This window comes from Aquamicrobium sp. LC103 (assembly GCF_001014615.2).
In the GTDB taxonomy this organism is placed as follows: Bacteria; Pseudomonadota; Alphaproteobacteria; order Rhizobiales; family Rhizobiaceae; genus LBCQ02.
In genome coordinates this window covers 181400-207277 of sequence record NZ_LBCQ02000008.1, presented here as the reverse complement: position 1 = coordinate 207277, position 25878 = coordinate 181400, and the positions used below count along the sequence as shown (strand labels likewise).

Here is a 25878-nt window from a genome sequence, read left to right as displayed (position 1 = left end):
GGGCGCGTTCCGCCTCTATTCCCCACGCGGAAAGCGCTGGGTCTCCTCGAGCACGTTGAGGTCCATGTGGTTGCGCATGTAGCGTTCCGATGCCCGCTGCAGGGGCTGGTGGTCCCAAGGGTAATATGACCCGTTGCGCAGCGCTTCGTAGACGACGTGGCGGCGGGCCTGGCTCGCCCGCACCTCGGCATCGAAGCGCCGCATATCCCATCGCGCTTTCGCCGCGCCGGTCATCGCGGCGAGCGTATCCGCATAGGCGGGGTTGTCGGCCAGGTTGGAAAGCTCGTGCGGGTCGTCCTCCAGATCGAAGAGCTGCGGCGGATCGAGCTCGCAGAGCACGAGCTTGAACCGGCCGTCGCGGAGAGCGACCAAAGGGGCGTGCGACCCTTCGGCCGCATATTCCATCGGCACCGCAGAGCGCCGGCGCTTGCCTGAAGCAATTTCCACCAGGCTCTCGCCGTCGGTCCAGGGCAGGACCTCGTCGAGGTCGACCCCGGCCAGGTCGGCGAGCGTCGGCACGACGTCGAGGGTGGAAACCGGCGCATCCACGTGTACGGCCGGAATGCCCGGGGCGGATATCATCAGCGGCACGCGGGCCGAGCCTTCGAGAAAACTCATCTTGAACCACAGCCCGCGCTCGCCGAGCATATCACCATGGTCGGAGAGGAAGACGACAATGGTGTCTTCCGCCTGGCGCGTGCGCTCGAGCACGTCCAGTACCTCGCCGATCTTTTCGTCGACATAGGAAATGTTGGCGAAATAGGCTTGGCGGGAGCGGCGAACATGCTCCGGCGTGATCTCATAGGCGGTGTAGTCGCTCGCGAGCATCAGCCGTTTTGAATGCGGGTCCTGCTTTTCGAAGGGAACAGGCGCCACCGTCGGATCGAGGGCGGGGCAATCGTCATGGAGATCCCAGAAGCGCCGCCGCGCCACATAGGGATCGTGGGGGTGCGTGAAGCTCACCGTCAGGCACCAAGGGCGCGGGTCCTTTCCCCGTGCCAGATCGTAGAGCTTGTGCGTCGCATGATAGGCGACCTCGTCGTCATATTCGAGCTGATTGGTGATCTCGGCAACGCCCGCTCCGGTCACCGAGCCGAGATTGTGATACCACCAGTCGATGCGCTCGCCGGGCCGCGTATAGTCCGGCGTCCAGCCGAAATCCGCCGGATAGATATCCGTCGTCAGCCGCTCCTCATAGCCATGCAACTGATCCGGCCCGACGAAATGCATCTTGCCCGAAAGGCATGTGTGATAGCCGGCCCGTCGCAGATGGTGTGCATAAGTGGGAATGTCCGAAGTGAATTCGGCGGCGTTGTCATAGACGCGCGTGCGGCTCGGAAGCTGTCCGGACATGAAGGACGCACGCGCCGGCGCGCAGAGAGGGCTTGCCGTATAGGCGTTGACAAAACGGGCCGACCGCCCGGCAAGGGCGGAAAGGTTCGGCGTATGCAGAAATCCGGCCGGTCCGTCGGGAAAGAGGGTTCCGTTCAGTTGATCGACCATCAGAACAAGGATGTTCGGACGCTTCATGATGCGTAAATGCGCTCCGGGAAAACTTTGAGGGACGTCCAGGAGGCGGCCGCAAGTCGCAGCCGCCTTCATCGATATTCTACAGGCCGAGCGACGCCTTCACCGCCGGCAGGCCGGGCTCTCCGCCAAGCGTCGTGACCTCCGCGAGCCACGGTTCGAGCACTTCGGGATGAGCTTTCAGGAACTCGGCGGCGGCGGCCTGCGGATCCTGCCCATCGTCGAGGATCTTGCCCATCATCTCGTTCTCCATGTCGATTGTGAAGACGAGATTGCGGAAGAACCGCGCGGCGTTGGGGCATTCCTCCGGCCAGCCGGTGCGCGCCAGGGTGAACACCTCCGCACCGCCAAAGTTCGGCCCGAAAACGGCATCGCCGCCGGAAAGATAGGTGATCTCGAAATTCGTGTTCATCGGATGCGGCGCCCAGGCGAGAAAGACGATCGCCTCCTCCGACCTTTCGGCGCGCGCCACCTGCGCCAGCATTCCCGTTTCGCTCGATTCCACCAGGCTCCAGTCTCCCAAGCCGAAATCGTCGGCGTCGATCATCTGCTGGATGTTCTCGTTGGCGGGAGCGCCGGGCTCGATGCCGTGGATCTTCTTGCCGAAGGCGTCGCCATGGGCATCGAGATCCTTGAAGTCGCGCACGCCCATCTCGGCCACGTAGTTCGGGACAGCCAGGGTGAATTTCGCTCCGGTGAGATTCTTGACCAGCACCTCGGCGGCCTTCGCCGCGTTGAGGTCGTCGATGAACTGCTGCTGCGCCGGCATCCAGTTGCCGAGAAACACGTCGATGTCCTGGTTCTTCAGGGACTGATAGCCCACCAGCACCGACAGCGTCTGAATATCCGTGGCATATCCGAGACCTTCGAGAAGAACGGATGCGATTGCATTGGTCGAATTGATATCCGTCCATCCGGGGTCGGAGAGGCGAATGGTTTTGCAGCTCTCCGGATCGGAGGCCGATGCAGATGCGCTCAGAAACAGGAATGCGGCCGCTGCCAGGCCGAAACGACGCAGTGCCATGACGGAGTTCCCCTTGTTTACGTTACATGTCTGCCTTGCCTTCCATTAAATCGGCATATGGGGTTATCTTTGAAGCCCTTGATCTTTGATTGTCACCATAGAGGTTGTTTATGTCCGATCGGCCAATGGACGTGGGCTGGCTGCGCATATTCGACGCGGTGGCACGCTTGGGCAGCCTGACCAGAGCCGGCCAGGAGCTCGGCCTCTCTCAGCCGGCCGTCACCTACCAGATCAGGCGCATCGAGGAGCAGCTCGGCGTCACCCTGTTTCATCGCTCGCAGGAAGGCAGCCGACTCACCGAGGCCGGGGAAACGCTTCACCGCGCTGTCCATTCCGGGTTGGAACGGATCGATGAGGCAGCCCGCGACATCCGCCGCAGAGTTCGCGCGCCGGCGATCCGCCTTTTCACCGACTACGGCTTCGCCGCCCTCTGGCTGATGCCGCGCGTGGCCGATTTCCGCCGCCTGCATCCGCAGGTGGAAGTGCACATCATCGCATCTCAAAGCCTCACGGACGAATTGGACGGAGACGCCGATGCGGCAGTGCTCTTCGGTTGCAGGGACGACTTTCAGGACGACGCCCTGTTGTTGATGCCCGAGCGCGTCGTGCCGGTCTGCACCCCCGGCTTCCTCTCACGGTTCGGTCCGTTCGATGGCCCGGCCGCGCTTGCGAGCGCGCCGCTGCTTCATCTCGAAACAGCCGGGGAACCGCGCTGGCTCACCTGGAAAACCTGGCTTTCCACGCACGGCGTGACGCGGGAGCCCACACAGGGCGACCTCGGGCTCAACACCTATGGCTTCGTCATACAGGCCGCACTTGCCGAACAGGGGATCGCGCTCGGCTGGATCGGCCTCGTGGATCAGTTTCTAGCGGCCGGCAACCTCGTTGCCATCGCCCCGGAGGTGGAGCGCAAGGACTCCGGCTATTGGGTCGTCTCGCGGCGGCCCGCGTCAGGCCCCGCGAAAGCTCTTACGGATTGGCTGGTCGGAAAGCCCTGAGCGCGGTCACACCGGACGAAATCCGCTGCTGCCTATCCCGTCCTCGGATTGGCGGCGGTCTAGATCACAGCGTTTCCGGCCAATAGAGGCGCGTGGGGTTGTCGACGAGCAGCGCCCGCAGCAATTCCGGGCGTGGCGCGATGATCTCGAGCAGATCGACCAGCGCGCCGTCGTCGGGCATGTGCTGCTTGATGTTCGGATGCGGCCAGTCCGTGCCCCAGAGAACGCGGTCGGGAAAGCGCTCGACGAGCAACGCGCCATAGGCGGCGGCGTCCACGAAAGGCGGCCCGGCACGCGACAGACGTTCCGAGCCGCATACCTTGACCCAGAAACGCTCGTCCTCCATCAGCTTCAGCAGCAGGCGAAAGGCCGGCTGGTCGACGCCGGCCGACGCGTCGATGCGCCCCATATGATCGATGACCATCGGAAGCCGAAGCTCCCGCAGGAAGGGAGCGAGGCGTTCCAGCCTGTGGGCATCGAAATGAACCACCGCATGCCAGCCGAGGGGAATGATCTTTTCGGTGATCGCGCGGATCGCGTCGAGATCGGCCGGAGCCCCCAGATGCGTGACGAAATTGAAACGGACGCCACGTACGCCGCCCTCATGGAGCTCGGCGAGTTCCGTTTCCGAGATCTCTCGATCCACCATCGCGATACCGCGGTACCGGCCGCCCGCCGCGGCGATCGCGTCCATCATCGCCGAATTGTCCGTGCCGTGGCAGCTTGCCTGAACCAGAACCGAACGATCGATGCCAAGATGGCGGTGCAGCTCGAACAGCGTCTCCTTCGGCGCATCGATCGGCGTATAGGTTCGTTGCGGTGCGAAGGGAAAGCGCGCCGACGGTCCGAAAACATGGCAATGCGCGTCGCACGCGCCTTGCGGCAGGATGATATCCGGCTTCTTCGGACTAGGGTGGAAGGGCAGCGGCGCAGGCGTCATTGAATTTCCTTGAGAATGGATCGGCATTGGAGGTTTTCAGGATCGTGCGGCTTCCGGGGCCGCCTGGTAGCCGCCGGCCATCAGACGCACGGTGCAAATGACCAGGATGGCAAGCCCGCCGAGCCGCGCCGCCAGCGTGACGATGTCGAAGGCATCGACCGGTGCAGGCCACAGGACGAGGATGGAGCCGAGCGCGAACGCGGCGCGGTCGATCCAGCTCATCGGTCGCACGAACCAACCCGCAAAGGCGACCGACAGGCCCGCCAGTCCCACTGTCGCAATCGGGATGGCAAGCCAGATCTGCAACGCGCCATCGCGCATGAGCAGGCCGGGCATCGTCACGAAAAGGAACGGCACGAGGAGCTTGACGAAGCCGAGGCGGATCGATTCCACCGCAGTGGCATTCGCATCCGCGCCCGATATGCTGGCCGCCGCGTAGGCGGCGAGCGCCACGGGAGGGGTGATCGCTGAAACCAGCCCGAAGTAGAAGATGAACATGTGCGCGACGATCGGGTCGATACCGAGCCGGATCAATGCAGGCGCCACCAGCACGGCAAGCAGCAGATAGGCCGCCGATGTCGGCAGCCCCATACCCAGCACGAAAGCCGCCAGAGCTGTCAGGACAAGCACCAGCCAGAGATTGGTGCCACCTACCTCGATGATGAGACTGGACACCATCAGGCCCATGCCGGTGAGGTTCAGCACGCCGATGACGACGCCGGCGGCGGCGACCGCCGCCACGATCGGCATGACCGAGAGCATCGTCGAGCGGCAGATCGCGACCAGGTCCACGAGATTGACACGTGTCTCCTTGCGCCACGGGCTCAGCAGCAGCGCGAATACGAGGCAGTAGACCGCCGCGCGCGTGGGCGTCATGCCGGCAATCATCAGGCCGATGAGGCCGATGAGCGGCAGGAGCAGATAGCCTCGCGCCTTGAGCGTCTCGCCAAGAAAGCGCAACCCGCCCGATGTGTCGCGATCGAGATTGAGCCGCCCGGCCTCCAGACGCACCGAGATCATCAAAGCCAGAACGTAGAGAAGGCCCGGCACCAGCCCGGCAAGCGCGATCTGGGCGTAGGGCACCCCGACGATCTCGGCCATGAGGAACGCCGCGGCGCCCATGATCGGAGGCAGTATCTGTCCGGCCGAGGAGGAAGCCGCCTCGATCGCGCCGGCCGTCTTCGCCGAAAAGCCGGTGCGCCGCATCAACGGGATCGTGAACGTACCCGTCGTCACCACATTGGCGACGGCGCTGCCGTTGATCGTGCCGAGCATGGCGCTTGCAAGCGTCGCCGACAGCCCTGCCCCGCCTTGCACACGCCCGGTGAGGCCGCGCGCGATATCGACGAACACCTCTCCCGTACCCATCTTCATCAGCACCGTGCCCAGGAGCGCGAACAGGAAGATGTACTCGACCGCAACGCCCATCGGCACGCCGTAGAAGCCTTCGGTGGAAAGGAAGAGCGTGGAGGCCAGGCGGGAAATGTCATAGCCGCCATGGCCGTATTTCCCGGGGATCAGGTAGCCGTAATAGGCGTAGACAAGCGCGATCAGCGACAGGAGCAGGAGCGACCAGCCCAGATAGCGCCGCACCAGCACGAGCACGACGAGCAGCACGCCGAGAAACATGATCTCGTCGAACTGCGTCGCGATCGCCCCGCGCATGATGATGTCGAGATAGGAGTGATAGAGATAAGGTCCGGGCAGAAGCGCGAACAGCGCGAGGCCATAGAGGACAGCGCGCAACACGGGCGACCGCAATTTGAGCGCGGCCGCCATCAGCCCCGCCGACGCCACCGCGGAGAAGAACAGGGAGCGCAGGAGAAGCGCGGTGATGGCACCGAAGAATGCGCCATATATGACGAGCGCGGTGGCGACCAGCGCCAACGCCGCATAGAGAAGCGACACGGTTGTCACCTCCCGGTTTCCCGCGCCGCTCCCGGGCAGGCGCAATTCGTCCAATGCTGGCGACATCTGTCCTCGCTTCGCGCGGCTCGTTTTGCGGCGGCGCTGTCTTTTGATGGCAAAGCCGCACGCCATGCCTTCGGCGTCGGGGCGAAGCGCCTGAACGACGCTGCGACCCGGTCATGGCGTGCAATTCGAATGAGGCAGTTCGGCCCGGAAGCCGAACCGTCGATACCGGCGCTTACTCGCCGCGCGCGTCGAAGTAGCGGCGCGCGCCTGGATGGAGCGTGACGGGCGTGTTGGTCGCCGTCTCCACCGATATCGCGCGTGCCTGCGGATGCACCTCGCCGAGCCTGTCGAGGTTGTCGAACAAGGCCCTGGTGATCTGGTAGATCGTCTCCTCCGGAGCGTCGGTGCTCGTGAAGATCGTCGCCGGATCGTTGATCGCCAGAACCATGTCGTCCTGATTGGTATAGGTGCCCGCCTCGATCTCGTAGAGCTGATAGAACGGATACTTCTCGATCAACGCTTCGACCTTGTCCGCGTCGATGGAGATGAGCTTCATGTCCCGTTGGGCGCCGAGATCGATGAGTGCTGCGGTCGGAGCGCCGGCAAGGACGACGGTCGCCTCGATCACGCCGTTTATCAGAGCCGTCGCCCCTTCCGTATAGGAGAGGAACTGGGCGTTGGCGGGATCGAAAACGCCATATGCCTCCATCAGGCGTTGAACGAGGATGGCCGAGTTCGACCCTGGCGGCCCGAGATTGATGCGCTTGCCGGCCAGATCCTCCATCTTCTCCACGCCTGTGCCTGACACGGTCGCGATCTGCAGCACGGCGGGATAGAGATAGGCGATCGCCGCGACATCGAGCGCTTCCTGAAACGGTCCTTCCGCGGCCGTGGCTTCGTAGAGGGTCGAGGAAGACGAGAAACCGAACGTCATCTGACCGGCCGCCACGCGGCGGAGATTTTCGACCGAAGCCCCCGTCACCTCCGCCCGCGCCGTCGTGTCGGGCATATGCTGATTGAGAATTTCAGCCATACCGGCACCAATGACGTAGAAAAGGCCGCCGGTGCCGCCCGTCCCGATCGACACGCGCTCGGTCGCGATTGCCGAGCTTGCGAAACTCAGCGCGACGCCCATCGCGATCATCGATTTGAAAAGTTTCATTCCCCCTGTCCTCCCTGGGATAATCGTTAAAAGGCGAGACGGATTGTCAGGCTGTTTCCGTCTGCGTTCTCACCTGTGCGGCAAGCGCGAGAAAGCTCGCGTGACTTGCCTCGACGATCTGCTCGATCGCCTGCTCGTGGTCATGACCGTTCACCTGACCGTCCGACAGACGGCTGACACGATCCGGATTGATCAAGGCGTAGTAGAGCGAGCCGAGCAGAAACTGGCTGCGCCAGATCAGGCCTTCCGGCGCGGCTCCGGGCACGCATTCCGCGATTGCCTCGATGAAGGCGCGGCTTGTGGCGTCAAAGGCGAGCGCGATGATCGAACGCGCATCCTCGTTGCCTTCGGCCGACAGGATCGCCCGCATGCGCGTGAACTCGGCGCCGCCGCCGTCACCACCATTGGAGGACGAGAATGCCGGCACGACATAGGCGCGCAGAATGGCGCGCAGCCTCTCGCTCCGATCGTGAATCCGACGCGCCTCGCCGAGCAATTCGAGACGGCGGGCGTTCATCGGCGCGGCACGCGTTTCGTAGATTTCACGCAGAAGATTGGCCTTTGACCCGAAGTGATAGGTCAGGCTCCCGACATTGGCGTCGGCGGCCTTGGCGATGTCGCGCATGGAGACGGCATTGTAGCCGTTGCGCGAGAACAACGTTGCGGCCGTCTCCAACAGCCGCTGTCGCACGTCGCCTCGCACATGGACCTCCCTATCAATCGACCAAATTTATTGTACGATTGTACTAATTGGAGAGACATGTCAACCATATTACATGGTCGAATGACCGCAACCGGCGCACGACGCGCCGGTTGCCAATCAGCAATCCGCCTCCCTGCTAATTGCCCGCATCGTCACGAAAGCAGGCCCGGTGCTATGGCTTCGAACCTCAGATGAGGTTCGAAAGCCTGATCGGCAGGCGGCGGATGCGCTTTCCCGTTGCGTGAAAGACGGCGTTCGCAATCGCGGGCGCCATGCCTACGATGGCGAGTTCGCCCACTGCCTTGCCACCGAGCGGCGTCGCATCGTAGTCGGGCTTGCCGACCGAGATCGTCTCGATATGCGGCACGTCCGCATTGGTGGCGATCCTGTAGTCGGCAAGGTTGGCACTGAGGATGCGCCCATTGCGGGGGTCGGTGACGCCCTCCTCCAGGAGCGCCATGCCGATGCCCATGACGATGCCGCCCTTGAACTGGCTGTCAGCGAGTTTCGGATTGTAGAGACGCCCTGCATCGAGCGCCGTGACGACACGCGAGACGCGGACCGTGCCGAAATCCTCGTCCACCCGCACCTCCACGAAATGAGCGCAGAATGAATGGCGCGAGACCGGGATGTTCGTGCCCCGCTCCATGCCGGCCACCGTGGTGAAGAGCTTCAGCCGGTCGTCGCTCGAGCGATCGGCTTCCGGCAGCGTGTCCCGGCTCAGTTCGATGATCTCGCGCCCCGTGGCGGTCATCAGCTCCTCGACGGCGAGCCCCTCCCCGCGCGGTGTCGATATCCGCCCTTCGGAAATGAAGAGCGTGTTCGCCCGGTCGCGCAACGGAGAACCCGGATGGTTGAGGCCAAGCGCGATGAGCTCGTCGCGCGCGGCAAGCGCGGTCTTGTGCACGGCCGCCATCATCAGATTGGCAAGCTGCGAGCCGCCGGCCACCGGAGCGCGCGGCAGGCGCGAGTCGCCGAGCCTTACCGTTACGCGTTCCGCCCTCACGCCGAGCGCGTCGGCGGCAGCCTGCGCCAGGATCGTATAGGTGCCGGTCCCCATGTCGATCGCGCTCGACAGCACTTCGACGCTGCCGTCGGCGAGTATTCTCACCGTGGCCTCCCCGGGGCTCGAATAGACGGGATGGGTACCGACGGCCATGCCCCAGCCGATCAGCTCGTGCCCATCGCGCATCGAGCCCGGACGCGGGTCGCGCCGAGACCAGCCGAAGGCCTCCGACGCGGCCGCATAGGCATCGAGCAGACGCCGCGACGACCACGGCTTGCCCGTTTCCGGATCGACCTCGGGCTCGTTGCGACGGCGCAACTCGACCGGGTCGATGCCGAGTTCCACGGCAAGCTCGTCCATCGCGCTTTCCAGCGCGAACGCGCTCGGATTCTTGCCCGGAGCCCTGAAAGCGCCGGGCAAAACGGTGTTCACAGGCACGATACGCTGACGCGAGCGGAAATTCGCCACGTCGTACATCATCGAGGTGACAACGCCGAGCGTTTCGACAAAGGTGCCGTCCGCCGCCGTCTCGTTCGCGCCGTCATGGTCGATCGCCAGCAGCTTGCCGTCCCTGGTCGCGCCGATCCTCAGTTGCTGCCACGTCGCCGGGCGGCCGCCATAGGCGGTGAAGGTCTGGGGTCGCGTGACGGCAAGCTTCACCGGCCGCCGCAGCATCCGGGCGGCGATCGCCGCCGCGGCCGAATGGGGCAGCGCCTGCGCCTTCGAACCGAAGCCGCCGCCGATGAAGGGCGAAACCACGCGCACGTTCTCGAAAGGCACGCCGAACCAGGCGGCATAGTTGTTGGCCATGCCGTCGATCCACTGGCTCGGCTCGTAGACCGTAAGGCGGTCGTCGGCCTCCCAATGCGCGATGAGACCATGCGGCTCGATCGGAAGATTGTACTCGCGGGGCGTTTCATAAGTCGCTTCGATCACCACCTCGGCGGCGGCGAGCGCGGCGTCGGGGTCACCCCAGTCCTTGTCCATGGGAACCGGATTGCCGGGGCCGGCGGAAGGGTCATCCCGCGTCGCGACGACCGTCGCGGCTTCGAACTCCACGCGCACGAGCCGCGCAGCCGCCCGCGCCTCCTCCAGCGTGTCCGCGACGACCGCGGCGACGAGCTGGCCGTTATGGGTGATGTCGCTAGCAAAGGGAGTGTATTCTTCTCCGGTCGGCCAGTTGCCGAAGAAATCGGGCTGCGGGCGTAGTTTGAGGCTGTTCGTCGAGTCGAGGACCAGGTGAACGCCGGGGCTTGCCTCGGCGGCGGCGCGGTCGACCGAGACGACGCGACCGGCGCCGACCGTCGATTGCACGATGACGCAGTGGAGTGCGTCATCCACCTTATGCTCCAGCGCGTAGGTTGCCTGGCCCTTTACCTTGGCCGGCCCGTCGGCGCGGCTGAGCGCGTTGCCGAGAGGGCCGGCGCCGTCGGTGGCGTCGCCGCGCTTGGTGTTCAGTTCGGTTAGGCTCATTGGATTCCTCCAACCTTGAGAATCGCGCGTGCGACGACGCGGGGGGCGAGTTCGATCTTGTACGCGTTGGCGCCCTGCGCCACCGCGCCTTCGACGGCCAGGCGACTGACATCGCGAATGGCCTGCTCGTCGATAATCTTGCCGCGCAGCGCTTCTTCCACCGCCAGCGCGCGCCAGGGCTTTGTCGCAAGGCCGCCGAGCGCCACGTGAATGTCGCGGATCGTCCGGCCGTCGGCTTCGAACGCCAGCCCGACAGCGGCGCTGGCCGACGCGAACTCATAGGACTTGCGCTCGCGAACCTTGAGGTAGGTGGAATTTGCCGACAAGGGTGACCGCGGAACGATGATTTCGGTGATCATCTCGCCGGGCTCGAGCACCGTCTCCCGCTGCGGCGTATCACCCGGCTCGACGAAGAAGTCACGGATTTGAATCTCGCGGAGATTGGTGCGCACCACCGCTTCCAACGCCGTCAGGGCCACGGCGAGATCGCCGGGATAGACGGCGATGCAAGCGTCGCTTGCGCCCAGCACCGCGTGATCGTGGGCGATGCCGCCAAGCGCCGCGCAGCCCGAACCCGGATCGCGCTTGTTGCATGCGGAATAACCCGCCGGGTCGCGGAAATAGACGCAGCGCGTGCGCTGCATCAGATTGCCCCCGATCGTCGCCATGTTGCGCAACTGGGCGGATGCCGCGAGCAACAGCGATTCCGAGATTGCCGGGAAGTTCTCGCGGATGCCGGCCTGCACGGCGACATGGCTCATCGTGGCGAGTGCTCCGATCGCCGCATTGTCCTCATCGAGGCGTACTTCATCCAGACCGGGAATGCGGCTGATGTCGACCAATGCGTTCGGCCTCGCGACGTCGCATTTCGAAAGATCGACGAGCGTCGTGCCGCCGGCAAGCAGCATCGCACCCGGCTGACGTGCAAGCGCCACGGCTTCGTCGATGCTCGCCGCGCGGGAATAACCGAAATCGTTCATGCGACCTCCTTCGCCGCCTTGCGGACGGCCGAAACGATGTTTGGATAGGCGCCGCAACGGCACAGATTGCCGGCCATGTATTCGCGGATTTCCTCGTCGGAACCGGCATGGCCTTCCCTGATGCAAGCCACCGCCGACATGATCTGCCCGGGCGTGCAATAGCCGCATTGGAAAGCGTCTTCTTCCACGAAGGCCGCCTGCACCGGATGCAGCGCCCCGTCAGCCTGGGCGAGACCCTCGATCGTCGTGACCTTGCGGCCTTCGGCCTGCACGGCCAGCGTCAGGCAGGCGAGAACGCGTTCCCCGTCGACATGCACCGTGCAGGCACCGCACTGACCTTGGTCACAGCCCTTCTTGGTGCCGGTCAGGCCGAGATGTTCGCGCAGCGCGTCGAGCAGGGTCACGCGCGGCTCGAGCGTCAGCGCATGCTGCCTTCCATTTATTTCCAGTTCCATTGATCTTAGAGTCGCCATGTACGGTCTCCCTCAAGAGGCGAAGGCGTCCCGATCTGCCGGTGCGACGATCGTCGACATGCGAGCATGGTTTCCGATGGTGACAGAGCGGCGTTCGGGTGCGATAAGATGGAGGCACGCCCATGATAAACGGAGGCCCCTCCGTTAAATGAAATAGTGCCGTCGGGTACCGGTTCAAGACCGGCGTTCGAATTTTTTTGCGGCGGGGAAAAAGATTGGCGGGATCACAGACAAAGCAGCAGGCGCGCAAAACGACTGATGCGCGGCCGTTGCGCGCCGACGCGCGCCGTAATCGTGACCGTCTGGTGGAAGTCGCGGCCGCCGCCTTCGCGCAATCCGGTGTCGACACCTCGCTGGAGGCCATCGCACGGCAGGCCGGGGTCGGCATCGGAACGCTCTACCGGCATTTTCCCGTCCGCGAGGCACTTATAGAGGCGGTTTACCGGCACGAGGTCGAGGCCCTCGTCGCGGCCGCGGAAGAGCTGGCTCGGACAAAGGCGCCGGACGAGGCGCTCGCCGAATGGATGCAGCGTTTCGTCGGCTACATCGCCACCAAGCGCGGCATGCGCGACAGTCTGCGTCTGTTGCTGGAATCCAAGTCGCCGCTCTTCGCGGAAACGTCCGGGCTGGTGCCGCGCACCTTCACCGGGCTTATGGAAAACGCCGTGAAGGCCGGCAAGATCCGCGCCGACGCCGACAGTGCCGATGTCCTGCACGCCCTTTCAAGCATTTATTCAGCGTCCGACGGGCCCGACTGGCAGCAACGCTCGCGTCGGCTCGTTTCGCTGATCATGGATGGTCTGCGCTACAATGCGCCGGAGAGCGGCGGCCAACGCTGACGATTCCGAGGCGTTCCGGGGTCCTCACGAACGAACGCGCCACTATATACCGTACGAATCCGACGCGGCTTGTCTCGAGCAGGACGAGATTTGAGATTGAAGACGAACCCGGTCCTTGCGAATTGCCTCGGGAAATATGCGGAAACGGCGCCGGCACCCGTTCTCCGCGAACACTTTCGGTGCGCCTGGACCAACCTGCTGCCCGAAAGGGATGTCAGCGCCGTGGCCGTCGTTCCGGATGGCTGCATCGATCTGCTTTGGCGCGACGAGCGCTTTCTGGTCGTGGGCCCGGATGTGACGGCCGCAACCCCCCCCCTACGACCGGGAACGATCGTTCTCGGCATTCGCTTCAAGCCCGGTGCAGCGGCCCGCTGGCTTGGCCTGTCGATGACGGAAATCGTCGGCAGGGAGATCGACATGCAGGACATCTGGGGGCAGAAGGCGCGCCTGATCGCGGAGAGGATGCAGGAGGCGCGAAGCCCGGACAAGCAGTTCGGATTGTTGCAGGAACTGCTCGGAAAAACTGCATCTTCGATTGAAGCTCCGCCGCCGGACGCGGGGATCATGTTCGATCTCCTTCGCGAAGGCACGGGCCACGAGCCTGATGGAATGCGCCATCTGTCGAGGACGCTGGACGTCAGCGAGCGGACGCTGCGGCGCAGAAGTCATGACTTGTTCGGGTATGGCCCGAAAACCCTCCAGCGGATACTGCGCTTCCAGAATTTCCTGTCATCCGTGCGGACCTGCGGAGATCGAGGCTTGGCGGACATGGCCTATGCCGCGGGATATGCCGATCAGGCCCATCTCAGCCGCGAGATCCGATCGCTTTGCGGCATGACCCCGGGAGAGTTCGTCCGGCAGATCGCCGCCTGATTGGCCGTTTTGTTCAATATCGACAATCCCGCCCGGACTACCCTTCGGCTTTCATTCAACGATGAAAGGTCATCTCATGGGTACGGCAGGCAATGATCGCCAGATCGACAACATCGAATTCAACGTCGGCGATATCGCACGCTCGCGCGAGTTCTACGGCAAGGTATTCGGATGGACCTTCACCGACTACGGCCCATCCTATTGCGAGTTCACCGACGGACGCTTGACGGGAGGTCTCACCACGACCGGTCCTGTCACGCCCGGCGGCCCCCTCGTCATCCTCTACGCGGACGATCTCGCGGAAACGCAGAGGCGCGTGGAAGACGCCGGCGCCAAGATCGTCAAGCCGATCTTCGCATTCCCGGGCGGCCGGCGCTTTCATTTCGAAGATCCGGACGGCTATGAACTCGCCGTGTGGTCCGCGAAGTAGGACCGCGATGATCTCCTTCCTGTATGAAGTCGGCATGGTGCTGCTCGGCGGCGTCTTCATTTGGGCCGGCACCGAGCATTTCCTCAATTTCAAGGCGATGGCCGGCCAATTGGCCGAGCAGCATTTTCCTGCTCCGGGTTTCCTTCTTGCGGCGGGATCCGTGGTGGAGATCGTCGCGGGCTTGTGCCTCGCATCGGGAATTGCGCGACCCTACGCGGCAGCGGCGCTCGTCGCATTCACGATAGCCGCCAGCGTGATGGCCCTCGATTTCTGGCGCCATTCCGGTCCGGAAAGGCAGGCGATGCGCTCCGCCTTCATGATCAACATCGCCGTCGTCGGAGGATTGATCACCGCCGCGACGGCGGATTTGCGGTGAAGGGGTCGGCCGTTTCGCCCAAACCTGACGCCGGGCGCTTTTCCGATCGGGAAGACTGCGCTACGACCTCCATGCGGCAAAGCGATGGGAAAGCCCGCATCAGGGTGAAAGGCGTCGTTTCCCTCGATGAAGATAGCGACCTTCAACATCAACAACGTCAACAAGCGTCTGCCGAACCTCCTGGAATGGCTGCGCTCGTCGAAGCCTGACGTGGTGTGCCTGCAGGAGCTGAAGTCGACGGACGACGCTTTCCCTGAAGCTGCCATAGCCGACGCAGGCTACGCCTCGGTCTGGACTGGCCAGAAATCGTGGAACGGCGTGGCGATCCTGTCACGCACGGGCGAGCCCGTGCTGACGCGCAGGCATCTGCCGGGCGATCTCGCCGACTCGCAAGCAAGGTACATCGAAGCGGCGGTCAACGGCATTCTGATCGCGTCGATCTATGCGCCTAACGGCAACCCGCAGCCCGGCCCGAAGTTCGATTACAAGCTCGCATGGCTGGAGCGGCTGCGAAACCACGCGACCGCCTTGCGCAAAACCGGCGCGCCCATCGTGCTGGCGGGCGATTTCAACGTGGCGCCTACCGATATCGATATCTACCCGACCAAATCCTGGGACGATGATGCGCTCGTCCAGCCGGAAAGCCGGGCCGCCTTCAGGCGGATCGTCGGGCGGAGCTGGACGGACGCGCTGCGTCATCTGCATCCGGATGAGCGTGTCTATACGTTCTGGCACTACCAGCGCATGCGCTGGAAACGCAACGCCGGGCTGCGGATCGACCATCTGCTCCTCAGTCCAAATCTGCGCGGCAGCCTCGCCGCGGCGGGCGTCGACCGGGACGTGAGAGCTGGCGACGGGGCCAGCGATCATGCGCCGGCGTGGGTGGTATTACGGATGAATTGACGGCATTCGAAAACATGAACTCCCGAACGTTCCGGGTCCTCGCCGGAAACGTTTTTCATGCGTCCGCCGCTTTGCTTCGAAAGGTCGCGTGAGCCTTTCACGCTGCTACGACTCAGGCCGAGATTAGAATAATCTACCTTTCCTGTAGAGATTAGGGAGTTACGATCGCCTTCAAAATGGAGGCCATGAATGTCACGAGAGACAGCAACTCGCCTGCCGACGGATTCCGTGAAGGATCCGCTGCATTTTTTCTGGTTCATACCCACGCATGGCGATGGCACCTACCTCGGGACCGATCATTTGTCGCGGCGGCCGGAGCACGGCTATTTCAAGCAGGTGGCGATCGCCGTCGATCAGCTCGGCTTCGAGGGCGTGCTGTTGCCGACAGGGCAGAGTTGCGAGGATTCCTGGATTACCGCGACCGGTCTGGCGACCGTTACCGAAAGGCTCAAATATCTCGTGGCACTGCGCCCCGGCGTGACGTCACCTACTTTTGCAGCGCGTCAGACCGCGGCGCTCGACCGGCTCTCGAACGGCCGCCTGCTGCTCAATGTCGTCGTGGGCGGCAATCCGACGGAACTTGCCGGCGACGGCATCTTTCTTGGCCATGACGAGCGCTATGAGCAGGCAGGCGAATTCCTGGAGATCTGGAAACGGTTGCTTTCCGGCGAAACCGTCGACTTCAAGGGCAAGCACTATGATCTGAAGGGCGCGCGCGTCGATTTCCCGCCGGTTCAGGCCCCGCATCCGCCGCTCTATTTCGGCGGGTCTTCCGATGCCGGGCAAACGCTCGCAGGCGAAACCGTCGACATGTATCTCACCTGGGGCGAGCCCCTGGAACAGGTGCGCGAGAAGCTGGACGCCGCGCGGGCGCGCGCAGCCAGGTTCGGCCGCAAACTGCGCTTCGGAATGCGCATCCATTTCATCGTTCGCGAGACCGAGGAAGAAGCTTGGCGCACCGCCGACCGGCTGATTGAAAACATCTCCGACGAGCAGATCGAGCGCTCGTTCAAGCGCTTTCAGCAGGAAATGGATTCCGTCGGCCAGAAACGGCAGGCGGAACTACATGGCGGCCGACGGGACAAGCTCCTGGTGGCGCCGAATTTGTGGGCAGGCGTCGGCCTCGTCCGCACCGGCGTAGGCACCGCGCTCGTCGGAACGCCGAAGCAGATCGCGGAACGTCTTCGCGAATACCAGGCGCTCGGCATCGATACGATCATCGGCTCCGGCTATCCGCATCTGGAGGAAGCCTACCGCGTCGCCGAGCTGCTGTTTCCCGAACTCGGCATCTCCGCCGCCCGTCACGGGTTGCGCGACGCGGTGGCAAACGAGTTTGCGGTCGGCAACTACGGCGGATCGGAGCTTGCCGCCGCGGGCGGCTGACATCGCTAAATCAATCATCGGGGATCATCATGACCAGGCTATCAGCGGCGCTCGCCGCATCCACCATTCTCGTCTCGGGCTTCACCGCCAGCGCCGCGCAGGCGGAAGGCCGCATCCGCATTTCCGAGCAGTTCGGCACCATCTACCTGCCGCTTCACGTCATCCGCGACCAGAACCTGCTCGAAAAGCACGCAAAGGCAGTGGGGCTGGATACGATCGAGGTGGAATGGGCGAAGATCAGCGGCGGCGCAGCCGTCAACGACGCGATCCTGTCGGGATCGATCGATGTCGGCGCGGCCGGCATCGGTCCCTTCCTGACGCTGTGGGACCGCACCGGCGGCGAGGTGAGGATCATCGGCGGACTTTCGCACCAGCCGAACTACCTCATCACCCGCAACCCGGACATCAAGACGCTCGCTGACTTCACCACCTCGGACAAGATCGCGCTGCCGGCCGTCGGAGTCTCGGTTCAGGCACGAATCCTGCAAATGGCAGCCGAGCAGGAATTCGGCGAGGGCAATCACAACAAGCTCGACGCGATCACGGTGACGCTGCCGCATCCCGACGCCACCAACGCTCTCCTGTCGGGCGCGACCGAGGTGAATTCCCATCTCTCGAACACGCCTTTTCAGGAACAGGCACTGCTCAGCGAGAACATCCACAAGGTGTTCTCGTCCTTCGACGTCTTGGGCGGACCGGTCACGCCGACCTATGTCTACTCCACCGTCGAATTCCGCGAGGAGAACCCGCTGACCTACAAGGCGTTCTTCGAAGCCTTCAAGGAAGCTTCGGCCTGGATCGAGGCCAACAAGAAGGAAGCTGCGGAAACCTATGTCCGCGTGGAAAATTCGGGCCTTGAGCCGGCATTCGTGCAGTCGCTGCTGGAATCGCCGGAATCCAGATACACGCTGGTGCCGTCGGCATCCTTCAAGTTTGCCGACTTCCTCCAGCGCACCGGTGCGATTTCGAGGAAAGCGGAGAGCTGGAAAGACTATACGTTCGAAGAGCTCCATGGCGAAGACGGGAGCTGAGGCATGCTCGCTCCCGTCGAAACGCAGCCGTCGCGAGAAGCGGTCTTCTCCGCCCGCAACCTGAGCATCGCATACCATGGCGACCGCGGTGTCGTTCAGGCGGTGGAGGATGTCTCCTTCGAGGTGGGCGAAGGTGAGCGCCTCGTCCTGCTCGGCCCTTCAGGGTGCGGCAAGTCCACCATCCTGAAGGCCGTGGCGGGTTTCATAAAACCGAGTTCCGGACAGGTCGCGGTTCGCGGCCGCCCCGTTCACGGTCCCGGCCCGGACCGGATTGTCGTCTTTCAGGAGTTCGACCAGCTTCTGCCGTGGAAGACGGTACGCCAGAATGTCGAATTTCCGCTGCGTATGTCGCGGCGTCTCGACAAGGCGGAAATCCGCGCTCGCACGGAAACAGCACTCCGGAAGGTCGGCCTGTCGCGCGCGATAGACGCCTATCCGCACACCTTGTCAGGGGGCATGAAACAGCGCGCGGCGATCGCGCGCGCGCTCGTCACCGATGCGGACGTTCTGTTGATGGACGAGCCATTTGCCGCGCTCGACGCCCTCACCCGCAAGCAGCTTCAGCAGGATCTTCTCGCCCTTGCCGAAGAGATCGGCTTCACGCTTCTCTTCGTCACCCATTCGATCGAGGAGGCAATCCTCGTGGGCACCAGGCTGCACCTGCTGAGCGCGCACCCGGGCCGCACCATTGCCACTTTCGACACGCGGGAATTCGGTTGGGAACAGTACGGCAATCGCCGCTTCGAGAAAGTCTCCTCCGAAGTGCACGACCTCCTGTTCAAGCCGCAGGCGCAAGCAGGCAAGGAGCTTGCCCATGTCTAGCGTGACTTCTGAAACAAACGTGGCCGGAGGTTTCCCGCGTCTTGCAGCCGGTCTCTGGAAATCAGCCTTCCTGCGCAAGACGTTGATCCTCGTCGTGCTCGCCCTGGTCTGGCAGGTCTCGGCGCAGATCAGCGCCAAGCCGATTCTATTTCCGACCTTCACGGCGACCATGTCGGCGCTGTGGAATGCGATCCTCAATGAAAACCTGCTGCTTTCGACCTGGGGCTCGCTTTCCGTGCTTCTCAAGGGCTACGTGCTGGCCGTGATCCTGGCGCTGATCATCGTTTCGGCGGCGGTTGCCAACTCGATCGTGCGCGAGGCGTTGCAATCGCTGATCGCGATGTTCAACCCGCTGCCCGCGATCGCATTGCTCCCGCTTGCCATGCTGTGGTTCGGTCTGGGAGAGACGAGCCTGCTCGTGGTTCTCGTCCATGCCGTTCTGTGGCCGTTCGCGCTTGCCACCCTTTCCGGATTCGATGGCGTACCGGAAACACAGCGCCTCGTTGGACGCAATTACGGCCTCAAGGGGCCGTCCTATGTATTGAGGATACTCATTCCAGCCGCGTTGCCGTCGATCCTGTACGGGCTGAAGATCGGCTGGGCGTTCGCCTGGCGCACGCTGATAGCGGCCGAACTGGTGTTCGGCGTCTCGTCCTCGTCCGGCGGCCTCGGCTGGTTCATCTTCCGCAACCGCAACGAGCTTTTCACGGACAAGGTTTTCGCGGGGCTGGCGCTGGTGATCATCATAGGCCTGATCGTGGAGGGCGTGATCTTCCGGCTCGCCGAGCGGATGACCGTTCGTCGATGGGGCATGCAGCGATGACTGCCGTTCGGCTGGCTAAGGATAGTCATCGGCCAGCATCGCATCCGCGGCGTGGTGTCCGCGTCCATTTTTCCGCAGGAGAACAATAATGACCTCGCCACACGTCGTCGCAATTTCCGGAAGCGTGAACCGGCCGTCGAAATCGCGCGCACTTGCGGAGGCGGTGGCTTCGGCCGCGCTGGATCGCATCGATATGCGGTTGTCGGTGTTCGACCTCATCGATGCCGGGCCCGGCCTTGGGGCAGCGTTCGGCCGCGACGCGCTGTCGCCGGACGCAAGCGCCGTCGTGGATGCGATCGAAAGCGCCGACGCGCTGATCGCCATCTCGCCGGTCTACAAGGGATCCTATACCGGCCTTTTCAAGCACCTGTTCGATCTCGTGGACCCCGCCTCGCTCCTCAACAAGCCCGTCGTCGTCGGCGCAACCGGCGGCGGACACCGGCACGGCCTGGTGGTCGAGCACCAGCTTCGTCCCCTGTTCGGCTTCTTCTCGGCGCTGACGGTGCCTTCTTCCATCTACGCGAGCGACCACGAGTTCGCCGAGGGCAAGCCGGTCGACCCGACGGTGCTCGCGCGCATCGACCTCGCCGGCGCGCAACTCGCCTCGCTGCTTCTTTCGAGGCGGTCCTACCTGCTCCCGGAACGCAAGGAGCAGCTTCGCGCAGCCAGCGCCGCTTGACTGGCCGGTTGCCGGGATTTCGGGTCGCGATCTTCCGTGGCCCGTTCCGTCCGAATTAACCTATTCACAAATCCGGTTCCTTGGGGTAGTCGGGGCGCAGAGAAATCTCCGGTCGCAGCCTACCCGGTAAAAACAAGGACCAATCATGAAATGCCTCGTCATCTGCTCCGGCGGATTGGATTCGGTGTCGCTCGCCTACAAGGTGGCGGCCGAGCATGAACTGGCCGGCCTCGTCTCGTTCGACTACGGCCAACGTCACGGCAAGGAACTCCAGTTCGCCGCCGCCTGCGCGGAACGCCTGAACGTCCCCCATGAGACCGTCGATATCCGCAATGTCGGTCGCAGCCTCTCAGGCTCGGCCCTGACGGACGACGTCGACGTGCCGGACGGCCACTATGCCGAAGCCTCGATGAAGATCACCGTGGTTCCGAATCGCAACGCCATCATGCTGGCCATCGCCTTCGGGATCGCCGCGGCGCAAAAGGCCGATGCAGTGGCGACGGCAGTCCATGGCGGCGATCATTTCATCTATCCCGACTGCCGGCCCGGGTTCATCGACGCGTTCCAGACCATGCAGAACCACGCATTGGATGGCTATGCGGATATCCGTCTTTACGCTCCCTACGTGCGCGTTTCGAAGGCGGAGATCGTGAGGGACGGTGCGCGCCACGGCACGCCCTTCGCCCTCACCTGGTCCTGCTACAAGGGCGGGGAGCTTCATTGCGGCCGCTGCGGAACCTGTGTGGAACGGCGCGAGGCATTCCATCTGGCCGGCCACGACGACCCGACGGAATATCAGGACCCCGACTACTGGCGCGATGCGGTCGCCAAAGGGGCCGGCTGATGTTTCGCATCACCAAGGAGTTTCACTTCTCCGCCTCGCATCAGTTGAAGAAGCTGCCGTCCGAGCATCCCTGCGCCCGCCTGCACGGGCACAACTATGTCGTCGAGGTCGAGCTTTCGGGCGAAACGCTGGACGAGAACGGCTTCGTGCGCGACTACCACGATCTGGCGGTCTTCAAGCGCTACATCGACGACACGTTCGATCATCGTCATCTCAACGACGTCTTCGGCCACGACGCCGTCACCGCCGAATGGCTGGCCAGGCATTTCTACGAGTGGTGTCGGATGCGCCTGCCCGAAATCTCGGCCGTACGCGTCAGCGAAACCCCGAAGACCTGGGCTGAGTATCGCCCATGACACCCGACATGGCGAATGTCCGAATTCGCGTTGCCGAAATTTTCGGGCCGACGATCCAGGGCGAAGGTATCCTCATCGGCCTGCCGACGGTCTTCGTCCGGACCGGCGGCTGCGACTATCGTTGTGCGTGGTGTGACAGTCTCCACGCGGTCGACCCAGCCTATCGCAACGACTGGTCGACCATGACCACGGATGCCGTATGGGCAAAGGTCAAGGCGCTTTCAGGCGGCGAGCCGGTGATGGTCTCGCTTTCGGGCGGCAATCCCGCGATCCAGCCCTTCGGCGACCTGATAAGATTGGGTCATGAAGCGCGCTACCGATTTGCGCTGGAGACGCAAGGGTCGGTCGCGCGCGACTGGTTCGTCGATCTGGACGTGCTGGTGCTGAGCCCCAAGCCGCCCTCGAGCGGCATGGATACGGACTGGCACGCTTTCGAGGACTGCCTTCGGGCGGCCGGCGAAGGACCGCAGACGGCTCTCAAGATCGTGGTTTTCGACGAAACCGACTATGCCTATGCCAGAAAGGCGGCCGCGCGCTACCCGCAGCTCCCGCTCTACCTCCAGCCCGGCAACCACACTCCGCCGCCGGCGGACGCGCAAGACGCCCCGATCGACATCACGGGCGTGATGAAGCGAATGCACTGGCTGGTCGACAGGGTGGCACGCGACAGGTGGTTCGAAGCACGCGTTCTGCCGCAGCTTCACATCCTGCTCTGGGGGAACAGACGGGGCGTATGACCCTGGTTCGGAAGGACAGCATATGACCGACAAGACAGATATCTACGCCAATCTCACGCAGCTCGGCGGCGCCACCGCCTTGCCGGAAGGCCCCGAAGAGGCCGTGCTCGAGAAAGTGCCCAATCCGCAGCAGGGAACTCCCTATTGCGTACGCTTCACCGCGCCGGAATTCACTTCTCTTTGTCCGATCACGGGGCAGCCGGACTTCGCCCATTTGGTAATCGACTACGTGCCGGGCCAATGGCTGGTCGAAAGCAAGTCGCTCAAGCTCTATCTCGGCTCGTTCCGCAATCACGGCGCCTTCCATGAGGACTGCACCGTCTCGATCGGGAAACGGCTCGTCGATCTGCTCGCACCGGAATGGCTGCGCATCGGCGGTTACTGGTATCCGCGCGGCGGGATCCCCATAGACGTCTTCTATCAGACGGGTCCCGCGCCGCAGGCGGTCTGGATACCCGACCAGGGCGTGGCGCCCTATCGCGGCCGCGGCTAGGAGCGAAGCATCGCCTCGACCGCGCGTGCAAATGGAACAAGTCTCGCGCATAACCATCGAAAAAAACGATGGTTATGCATATAATTATATCGCTATTATTACACTTCCGACTTTGTTCATGTATCCCCGATTGCCCAAGGGGCTTGGGCGGTTCAAGAAGCAGCGGCGTGGAAGGTTTCGCCGCGCATTGGAAGGGGATGTAGATGACGGTACGTTGTTCAGCGCCTGCCGCGGCGTTCCTCGTGGCTCTCGGATCGGCCGGACCCGCGATGGCGCAAGCCAATTGGGATCTTCCGCTTGCCTGGCCGGCGGAGAATTACATCGTCAAGAACGCCCAGCGTTTCGCGGAGGACGTTCGCGAAGCGACCGGCGGTGAAGTCAACATCACCTTGCACCCCGGCGGCTCGCTCGGCTTCAAAGGGCCGGAAATGTTCTCCGCGGTCCGCGACGGCCTCGTGCCGATCGGCGACATGCTGCTCAACCAGCAGGTCGGAGAAAACCCGCTGCTCGGCCTTCAGTCCCTGCCCTACCTGATCGGCAGTTTCGAGGAGCTTCAGGAGTTCGAGGCATTCTACCGGCCATTGCTCGACGAGATATTCGAACAGAACAACCAGAAGGTCCTGTTCACCGTTCCCTGGCCGCAGCAGCAAATCTACACCAAGGTCGAGATAAAGACCTTTGCCGACCTCTCCGGCATCAAGATCCGTTCGTACGACAAATCGTCGACCGAGATATTCGACGCCGCCGGAATGACGCCCGTGCAATTGCCCTGGGGCGAGGTCATTCCTTCCCTGGCCGCTGGCGCGATCTCGGCCGTGGCGACGTCGTCACCCTCGGCCGTCGATGGAGCGTTCTGGGAATTCCTGAAATACGGCTATCCGACCCGGCAGACGTGGAACACCAATATCACCAGCGTCAATCTCGATGCCTGGAATGCACTCTCGCCCGAGCATCAGCAGGCGATCGTCGACGTCGCAAAGAAGCTCGAGCCCGAGTTCTGGACGTCCGCTCAGGAAGTCGATGCCGCGCAGATGAAGATACTTGCCGATCATGGCCTGGTGAATGGCGATCTCAGCGACGAGCTGCGGGCCGAATTGCGCGACAAGGCCGCTCCGCTTCGCGAAAAGGCGATCGAGGGCATGGGGCCGAAGGCGGCCGGGGTGGTCGAGGCGTTTCAGAACCGATAGGCACGCGTAAGGGGGAAGCCGTTTTCCCCCATTCGCTTTTCAGGGCTCAGCCATGTGGCAGTCAATCTACAGGATGGCCGACGCGGTTTCACGTGTTCTGGCCTATATTTCAGGCGCCGCCATCCTCTCGATCGCGTTGATGCAGATCGCCGAGATCGTGCTCAGGAACGCCGTGGGGGTGAGCCTCCATTTCGTCTGGGAGTATGCGGCGTATTTCCATATGGGTGCCGTTTTCCTGGGAGCGGCCTTCACGCTGCGAACGGGCGGCCACATTCAGGTGACGATCCTGAAGGGATTGAACCCGCGTTTGTTCGGTTTCATGTCGACGCTCGTCGGGCTCGCCATATCGGCGTTCCTTTCCTACAGCCTGGTGATGCTGGCCTACGGATACGGGATCAGCGGCCGCACCTCCGGAACGACCAACAACGTGCCGTTGCTCTATCCCGCGATGTTCGTCGCGTTCGGCGCGGTCATGCTGACGTTGCAGCTCTTCCTTCGTCTCGTGCATCTCACGCTCGGCACGAAGGAGGAACTGCCCTGGCACGGCAGCGCCCTGGCGGAATGAGACGAGGATAACGACGATGCCGCTAGCGGTCACCTTTCCGATACTGCTTCTTTTCGCTCTGCTTGCCACCGGCGCCTGGGTGGGACTTGGACTGATGGGCGTGGGTATCGGCAGCCTCGCACTGTTCCGAAGCCTGCCGGTCGAGAAGGTCCTGGCGCAGACGGTCTGGAACGGGCTGAACTCGCCCGAACTGGTTGCGTTGCCGCTGTTCATCCTGATGGCCGAGTTGCTGTTCAGGTCGAAGTTCGTCGATGGCCTGTTCAGTTCGATCGAGCCCTGGGTTCGCCGCCTGCCGGGCGGCCTGCTGCACACCAACGTGCTCGGCTGCACCTTCTTCGCGCTGATCTCTGGCTCGTCGGCGGCCACCACGAGCGCCGTGGGAAAGATCACGATCACCGAACTGGAAAAACGCGGCTACGACCGCTCGGTCGTGATGGGCTCGCTCGCCGGCGCCGGCACGCTCGGCTTCCTCATCCCGCCAAGCATCATCATGATCATCTACGGGGTTCTTTCCCAGACCTCCGTGCTGAAATTGTTCGCCGCCGGCATCATCCCCGGCGCGCTTCTGTGCCTCTTGTTCATGGGCTATCTTGCGGTGCGGTCGTTCTTCGTGCCCGCGGTGCCGCTCCAGAAAGATGCTCGAGGCGGAAGCATCTGGCAGGAACGTTTCCGCGGCCTGCCGGCACTGCTTCCCTTCCTGCTCCTGATGACCGTGCTGCTCGGTTCCATGTATGGCGGCTTCGCGAGCCCGTCGGAGGCGGCGGCGGTCGCGGTCGGGATGACCATGGTGATCATGGCGTTCGAGCGCACCCTGACCTGGAAGGCGCTGAAGGATGCCTGCCTCGGAACGGCCCGTACCGCCAGCATGCTCGGGCTCATCATCGCGGCGGCGTCGTTTCTGTCGACCGCGATGGGCTATCTCGGCCTGCCGCAGGCGATATCAGCGCAAATACAAGCGCTGGAGCTTTCTCCCCTTGCGCTGGTCGCCCTGCTTCTCGTCATCTACATCGCGCTCGGCAGCTTCCTTGAAGGCATGTCGCTGATCGTCATGACGATTCCCATCGTTCTCCCGATCGTGCTACATGCCGGCTACGACAAGATCTGGTTCGGCGTCTTCCTCATCGTCATGGTCGAGATGGCGCAGATAACTCCCCCTGTCGGAATGAATCTCTTCGTCATTCAGGGTCTGACCGGCGAGAAGCTGGCGACGATCGTGCGCTCCGTCATCCCGTTCTTCCTTGTCATGCTGTTCTTCGTCTTCCTTCTGGCCATCTTCCCGGAGATCGTCACCTTCCTGCCCAACCTCGTATAGTTGGCATGCAAGGACGCATCCGCGC

General features: G+C 63.3%; 27 protein-coding genes. 18 read left to right on the top strand and 9 right to left on the bottom strand.

All coding sequences use genetic code 11. The features are described 5' to 3' along the window. Nucleotides 1-15 precede the first annotated feature (15 nt). Nucleotides 16-1530, bottom strand: a complete 1515-nt coding sequence (betC, locus tag XW59_RS16995; RefSeq protein ID WP_047146490.1) for a choline-sulfatase — start codon at nucleotides 1528-1530, stop codon at nucleotides 16-18. A gap of 79 nt (nucleotides 1531-1609) precedes the next feature. Continuing rightward, nucleotides 1610-2551, bottom strand: coding sequence for a choline ABC transporter substrate-binding protein (locus XW59_RS16990; protein WP_047146491.1), 942 nt, complete (start codon nucleotides 2549-2551; stop codon nucleotides 1610-1612). A 110-nt stretch (nucleotides 2552-2661) separates the two neighbouring features. On the opposite strand from XW59_RS16990, the gene XW59_RS16985 reads away from it, so the two are divergent. Further along, nucleotides 2662-3549, top strand: coding sequence for a LysR substrate-binding domain-containing protein (locus tag XW59_RS16985; protein WP_047146492.1), 888 nt, complete (start codon nucleotides 2662-2664; stop codon nucleotides 3547-3549). 64 nt (nucleotides 3550-3613) lie between these two features. On the opposite strand, the gene XW59_RS16980 is transcribed toward XW59_RS16985, so the two are convergent. The 7 genes from XW59_RS16980 to XW59_RS16950 all read right to left on the bottom strand — a co-directional run bounded on the left by XW59_RS16980 (nucleotide 3614) and on the right by XW59_RS16950 (nucleotide 12200). After that, complete coding sequence (locus tag XW59_RS16980) at nucleotides 3614-4489, bottom strand: amidohydrolase family protein (RefSeq protein WP_047146493.1); 876 nt, start codon at nucleotides 4487-4489, stop codon at nucleotides 3614-3616. A 36-nt stretch (nucleotides 4490-4525) separates the two neighbouring features. Continuing rightward, nucleotides 4526-6406 (bottom strand): TRAP transporter fused permease subunit, encoded by a 1881-nt coding sequence (locus XW59_RS16975; RefSeq protein WP_206077719.1) that lies wholly within the window; start codon nucleotides 6404-6406, stop codon nucleotides 4526-4528. Nucleotides 6407-6635: 229 nt separating this feature from the next. Then, complete coding sequence (locus XW59_RS16970; RefSeq protein WP_047146494.1) at nucleotides 6636-7565, bottom strand: TAXI family TRAP transporter solute-binding subunit; 930 nt, start codon at nucleotides 7563-7565, stop codon at nucleotides 6636-6638. A 46-nt stretch (nucleotides 7566-7611) separates the two neighbouring features. Next, the gene (locus tag XW59_RS16965) at nucleotides 7612-8268 is read right to left on the bottom strand and encodes a TetR family transcriptional regulator (RefSeq protein ID WP_052958204.1); all 657 of its coding nucleotides are present in this window, start codon (nucleotides 8266-8268) and stop codon (nucleotides 7612-7614) included. 187 nt (nucleotides 8269-8455) lie between these two features. Then, nucleotides 8456-10747 carry a xanthine dehydrogenase family protein molybdopterin-binding subunit gene (locus tag XW59_RS16960; RefSeq protein ID WP_047146496.1) on the bottom strand — a complete coding sequence of 764 codons (2292 nt, stop codon included), beginning with the start codon at nucleotides 10745-10747 and terminating at the stop codon, nucleotides 8456-8458. Beyond that, a complete protein-coding gene (locus XW59_RS16955; protein ID WP_047146497.1) occupies nucleotides 10744-11727 on the bottom strand; it encodes a xanthine dehydrogenase family protein subunit M in 984 nt (327 codons plus the stop codon). The genes XW59_RS16960 and XW59_RS16955 overlap by 4 nt, the downstream gene beginning before the upstream one ends. After that, on the bottom strand, nucleotides 11724-12200 hold the full coding sequence (locus XW59_RS16950; protein WP_047146498.1) for a (2Fe-2S)-binding protein: 477 nt from the start codon (nucleotides 12198-12200) through the stop codon (nucleotides 11724-11726). The genes XW59_RS16955 and XW59_RS16950 overlap by 4 nt, the downstream gene beginning before the upstream one ends. A gap of 215 nt (nucleotides 12201-12415) precedes the next feature. Between XW59_RS16950 and XW59_RS16945 the strand changes: the two genes are divergently transcribed. The 17 genes from XW59_RS16945 (at nucleotide 12416) to XW59_RS16865 (ending at nucleotide 25853) form a co-directional block, all read left to right on the top strand. Beyond that, nucleotides 12416-13039: a TetR/AcrR family transcriptional regulator gene (locus XW59_RS16945; RefSeq protein ID WP_047146499.1), complete on the top strand. Its 624-nt coding sequence runs from the start codon at nucleotides 12416-12418 to the stop codon at nucleotides 13037-13039. Between the two features lie 69 nt (nucleotides 13040-13108). Continuing rightward, nucleotides 13109-13912 carry a helix-turn-helix domain-containing protein gene (locus XW59_RS16940; RefSeq protein WP_348639321.1) on the top strand — a complete coding sequence of 268 codons (804 nt, stop codon included), beginning with the start codon at nucleotides 13109-13111 and terminating at the stop codon, nucleotides 13910-13912. 76 nt (nucleotides 13913-13988) lie between these two features. Next, the gene (locus XW59_RS16935) at nucleotides 13989-14342 is read left to right on the top strand and encodes a VOC family protein (RefSeq protein WP_047146501.1); all 354 of its coding nucleotides are present in this window, start codon (nucleotides 13989-13991) and stop codon (nucleotides 14340-14342) included. Nucleotides 14343-14349: 7 nt separating this feature from the next. After that, nucleotides 14350-14718, top strand: a complete 369-nt coding sequence (locus XW59_RS16930) for a DoxX family protein (RefSeq protein ID WP_047146502.1) — start codon at nucleotides 14350-14352, stop codon at nucleotides 14716-14718. A gap of 126 nt (nucleotides 14719-14844) precedes the next feature. Then, nucleotides 14845-15621, top strand: a complete 777-nt coding sequence (xth, locus tag XW59_RS16925; RefSeq protein WP_047146503.1) for an exodeoxyribonuclease III — start codon at nucleotides 14845-14847, stop codon at nucleotides 15619-15621. 189 nt (nucleotides 15622-15810) lie between these two features. Next, a complete protein-coding gene (gene ssuD / locus XW59_RS16920; protein WP_047146504.1) occupies nucleotides 15811-17004 on the top strand; it encodes an FMNH2-dependent alkanesulfonate monooxygenase in 1194 nt (397 codons plus the stop codon). Between the two features lie 29 nt (nucleotides 17005-17033). Continuing rightward, nucleotides 17034-18035, top strand: a complete 1002-nt coding sequence (locus XW59_RS16915; RefSeq protein ID WP_047146505.1) for an ABC transporter substrate-binding protein — start codon at nucleotides 17034-17036, stop codon at nucleotides 18033-18035. A 3-nt stretch (nucleotides 18036-18038) separates the two neighbouring features. Beyond that, on the top strand, nucleotides 18039-18857 hold the full coding sequence (locus XW59_RS16910; protein ID WP_047146506.1) for an ABC transporter ATP-binding protein: 819 nt from the start codon (nucleotides 18039-18041) through the stop codon (nucleotides 18855-18857). Further along, nucleotides 18850-19680, top strand: a complete 831-nt coding sequence (locus XW59_RS16905) for an ABC transporter permease subunit (protein WP_047146507.1) — start codon at nucleotides 18850-18852, stop codon at nucleotides 19678-19680. The genes XW59_RS16910 and XW59_RS16905 overlap by 8 nt, the downstream gene beginning before the upstream one ends. 88 nt (nucleotides 19681-19768) lie before the next feature. Continuing rightward, on the top strand, nucleotides 19769-20359 hold the full coding sequence (msuE, locus tag XW59_RS16900; protein ID WP_047146508.1) for an FMN reductase: 591 nt from the start codon (nucleotides 19769-19771) through the stop codon (nucleotides 20357-20359). A 145-nt stretch (nucleotides 20360-20504) separates the two neighbouring features. After that, complete coding sequence (queC, locus tag XW59_RS16895) at nucleotides 20505-21203, top strand: 7-cyano-7-deazaguanine synthase QueC (protein WP_047146509.1); 699 nt, start codon at nucleotides 20505-20507, stop codon at nucleotides 21201-21203. After that, nucleotides 21203-21559, top strand: coding sequence for a 6-carboxytetrahydropterin synthase QueD (gene queD, locus XW59_RS16890; protein WP_047146510.1), 357 nt, complete (start codon nucleotides 21203-21205; stop codon nucleotides 21557-21559). Before queC ends, queD begins: the two co-directional genes overlap by 1 nt. A gap of 8 nt (nucleotides 21560-21567) precedes the next feature. Next, nucleotides 21568-22296, top strand: coding sequence for a 7-carboxy-7-deazaguanine synthase QueE (gene queE / locus XW59_RS16885; RefSeq protein WP_047146511.1), 729 nt, complete (start codon nucleotides 21568-21570; stop codon nucleotides 22294-22296). Between the two features lie 22 nt (nucleotides 22297-22318). Continuing rightward, the gene (gene queF, locus XW59_RS16880; RefSeq protein WP_137327048.1) at nucleotides 22319-22789 is read left to right on the top strand and encodes a preQ(1) synthase; all 471 of its coding nucleotides are present in this window, start codon (nucleotides 22319-22321) and stop codon (nucleotides 22787-22789) included. 203 nt (nucleotides 22790-22992) lie between these two features. Continuing rightward, nucleotides 22993-23976, top strand: coding sequence for a TRAP transporter substrate-binding protein (locus tag XW59_RS16875; RefSeq protein WP_047146513.1), 984 nt, complete (start codon nucleotides 22993-22995; stop codon nucleotides 23974-23976). A gap of 52 nt (nucleotides 23977-24028) precedes the next feature. Beyond that, complete coding sequence (locus XW59_RS16870; RefSeq protein ID WP_047146514.1) at nucleotides 24029-24541, top strand: TRAP transporter small permease subunit; 513 nt, start codon at nucleotides 24029-24031, stop codon at nucleotides 24539-24541. 16 nt (nucleotides 24542-24557) lie between these two features. Next, entirely contained in the window at nucleotides 24558-25853 is a 1296-nt protein-coding gene (locus XW59_RS16865) for a TRAP transporter large permease subunit (RefSeq protein WP_047146515.1), read from the top strand. Nucleotides 25854-25878 lie beyond the last annotated feature (25 nt).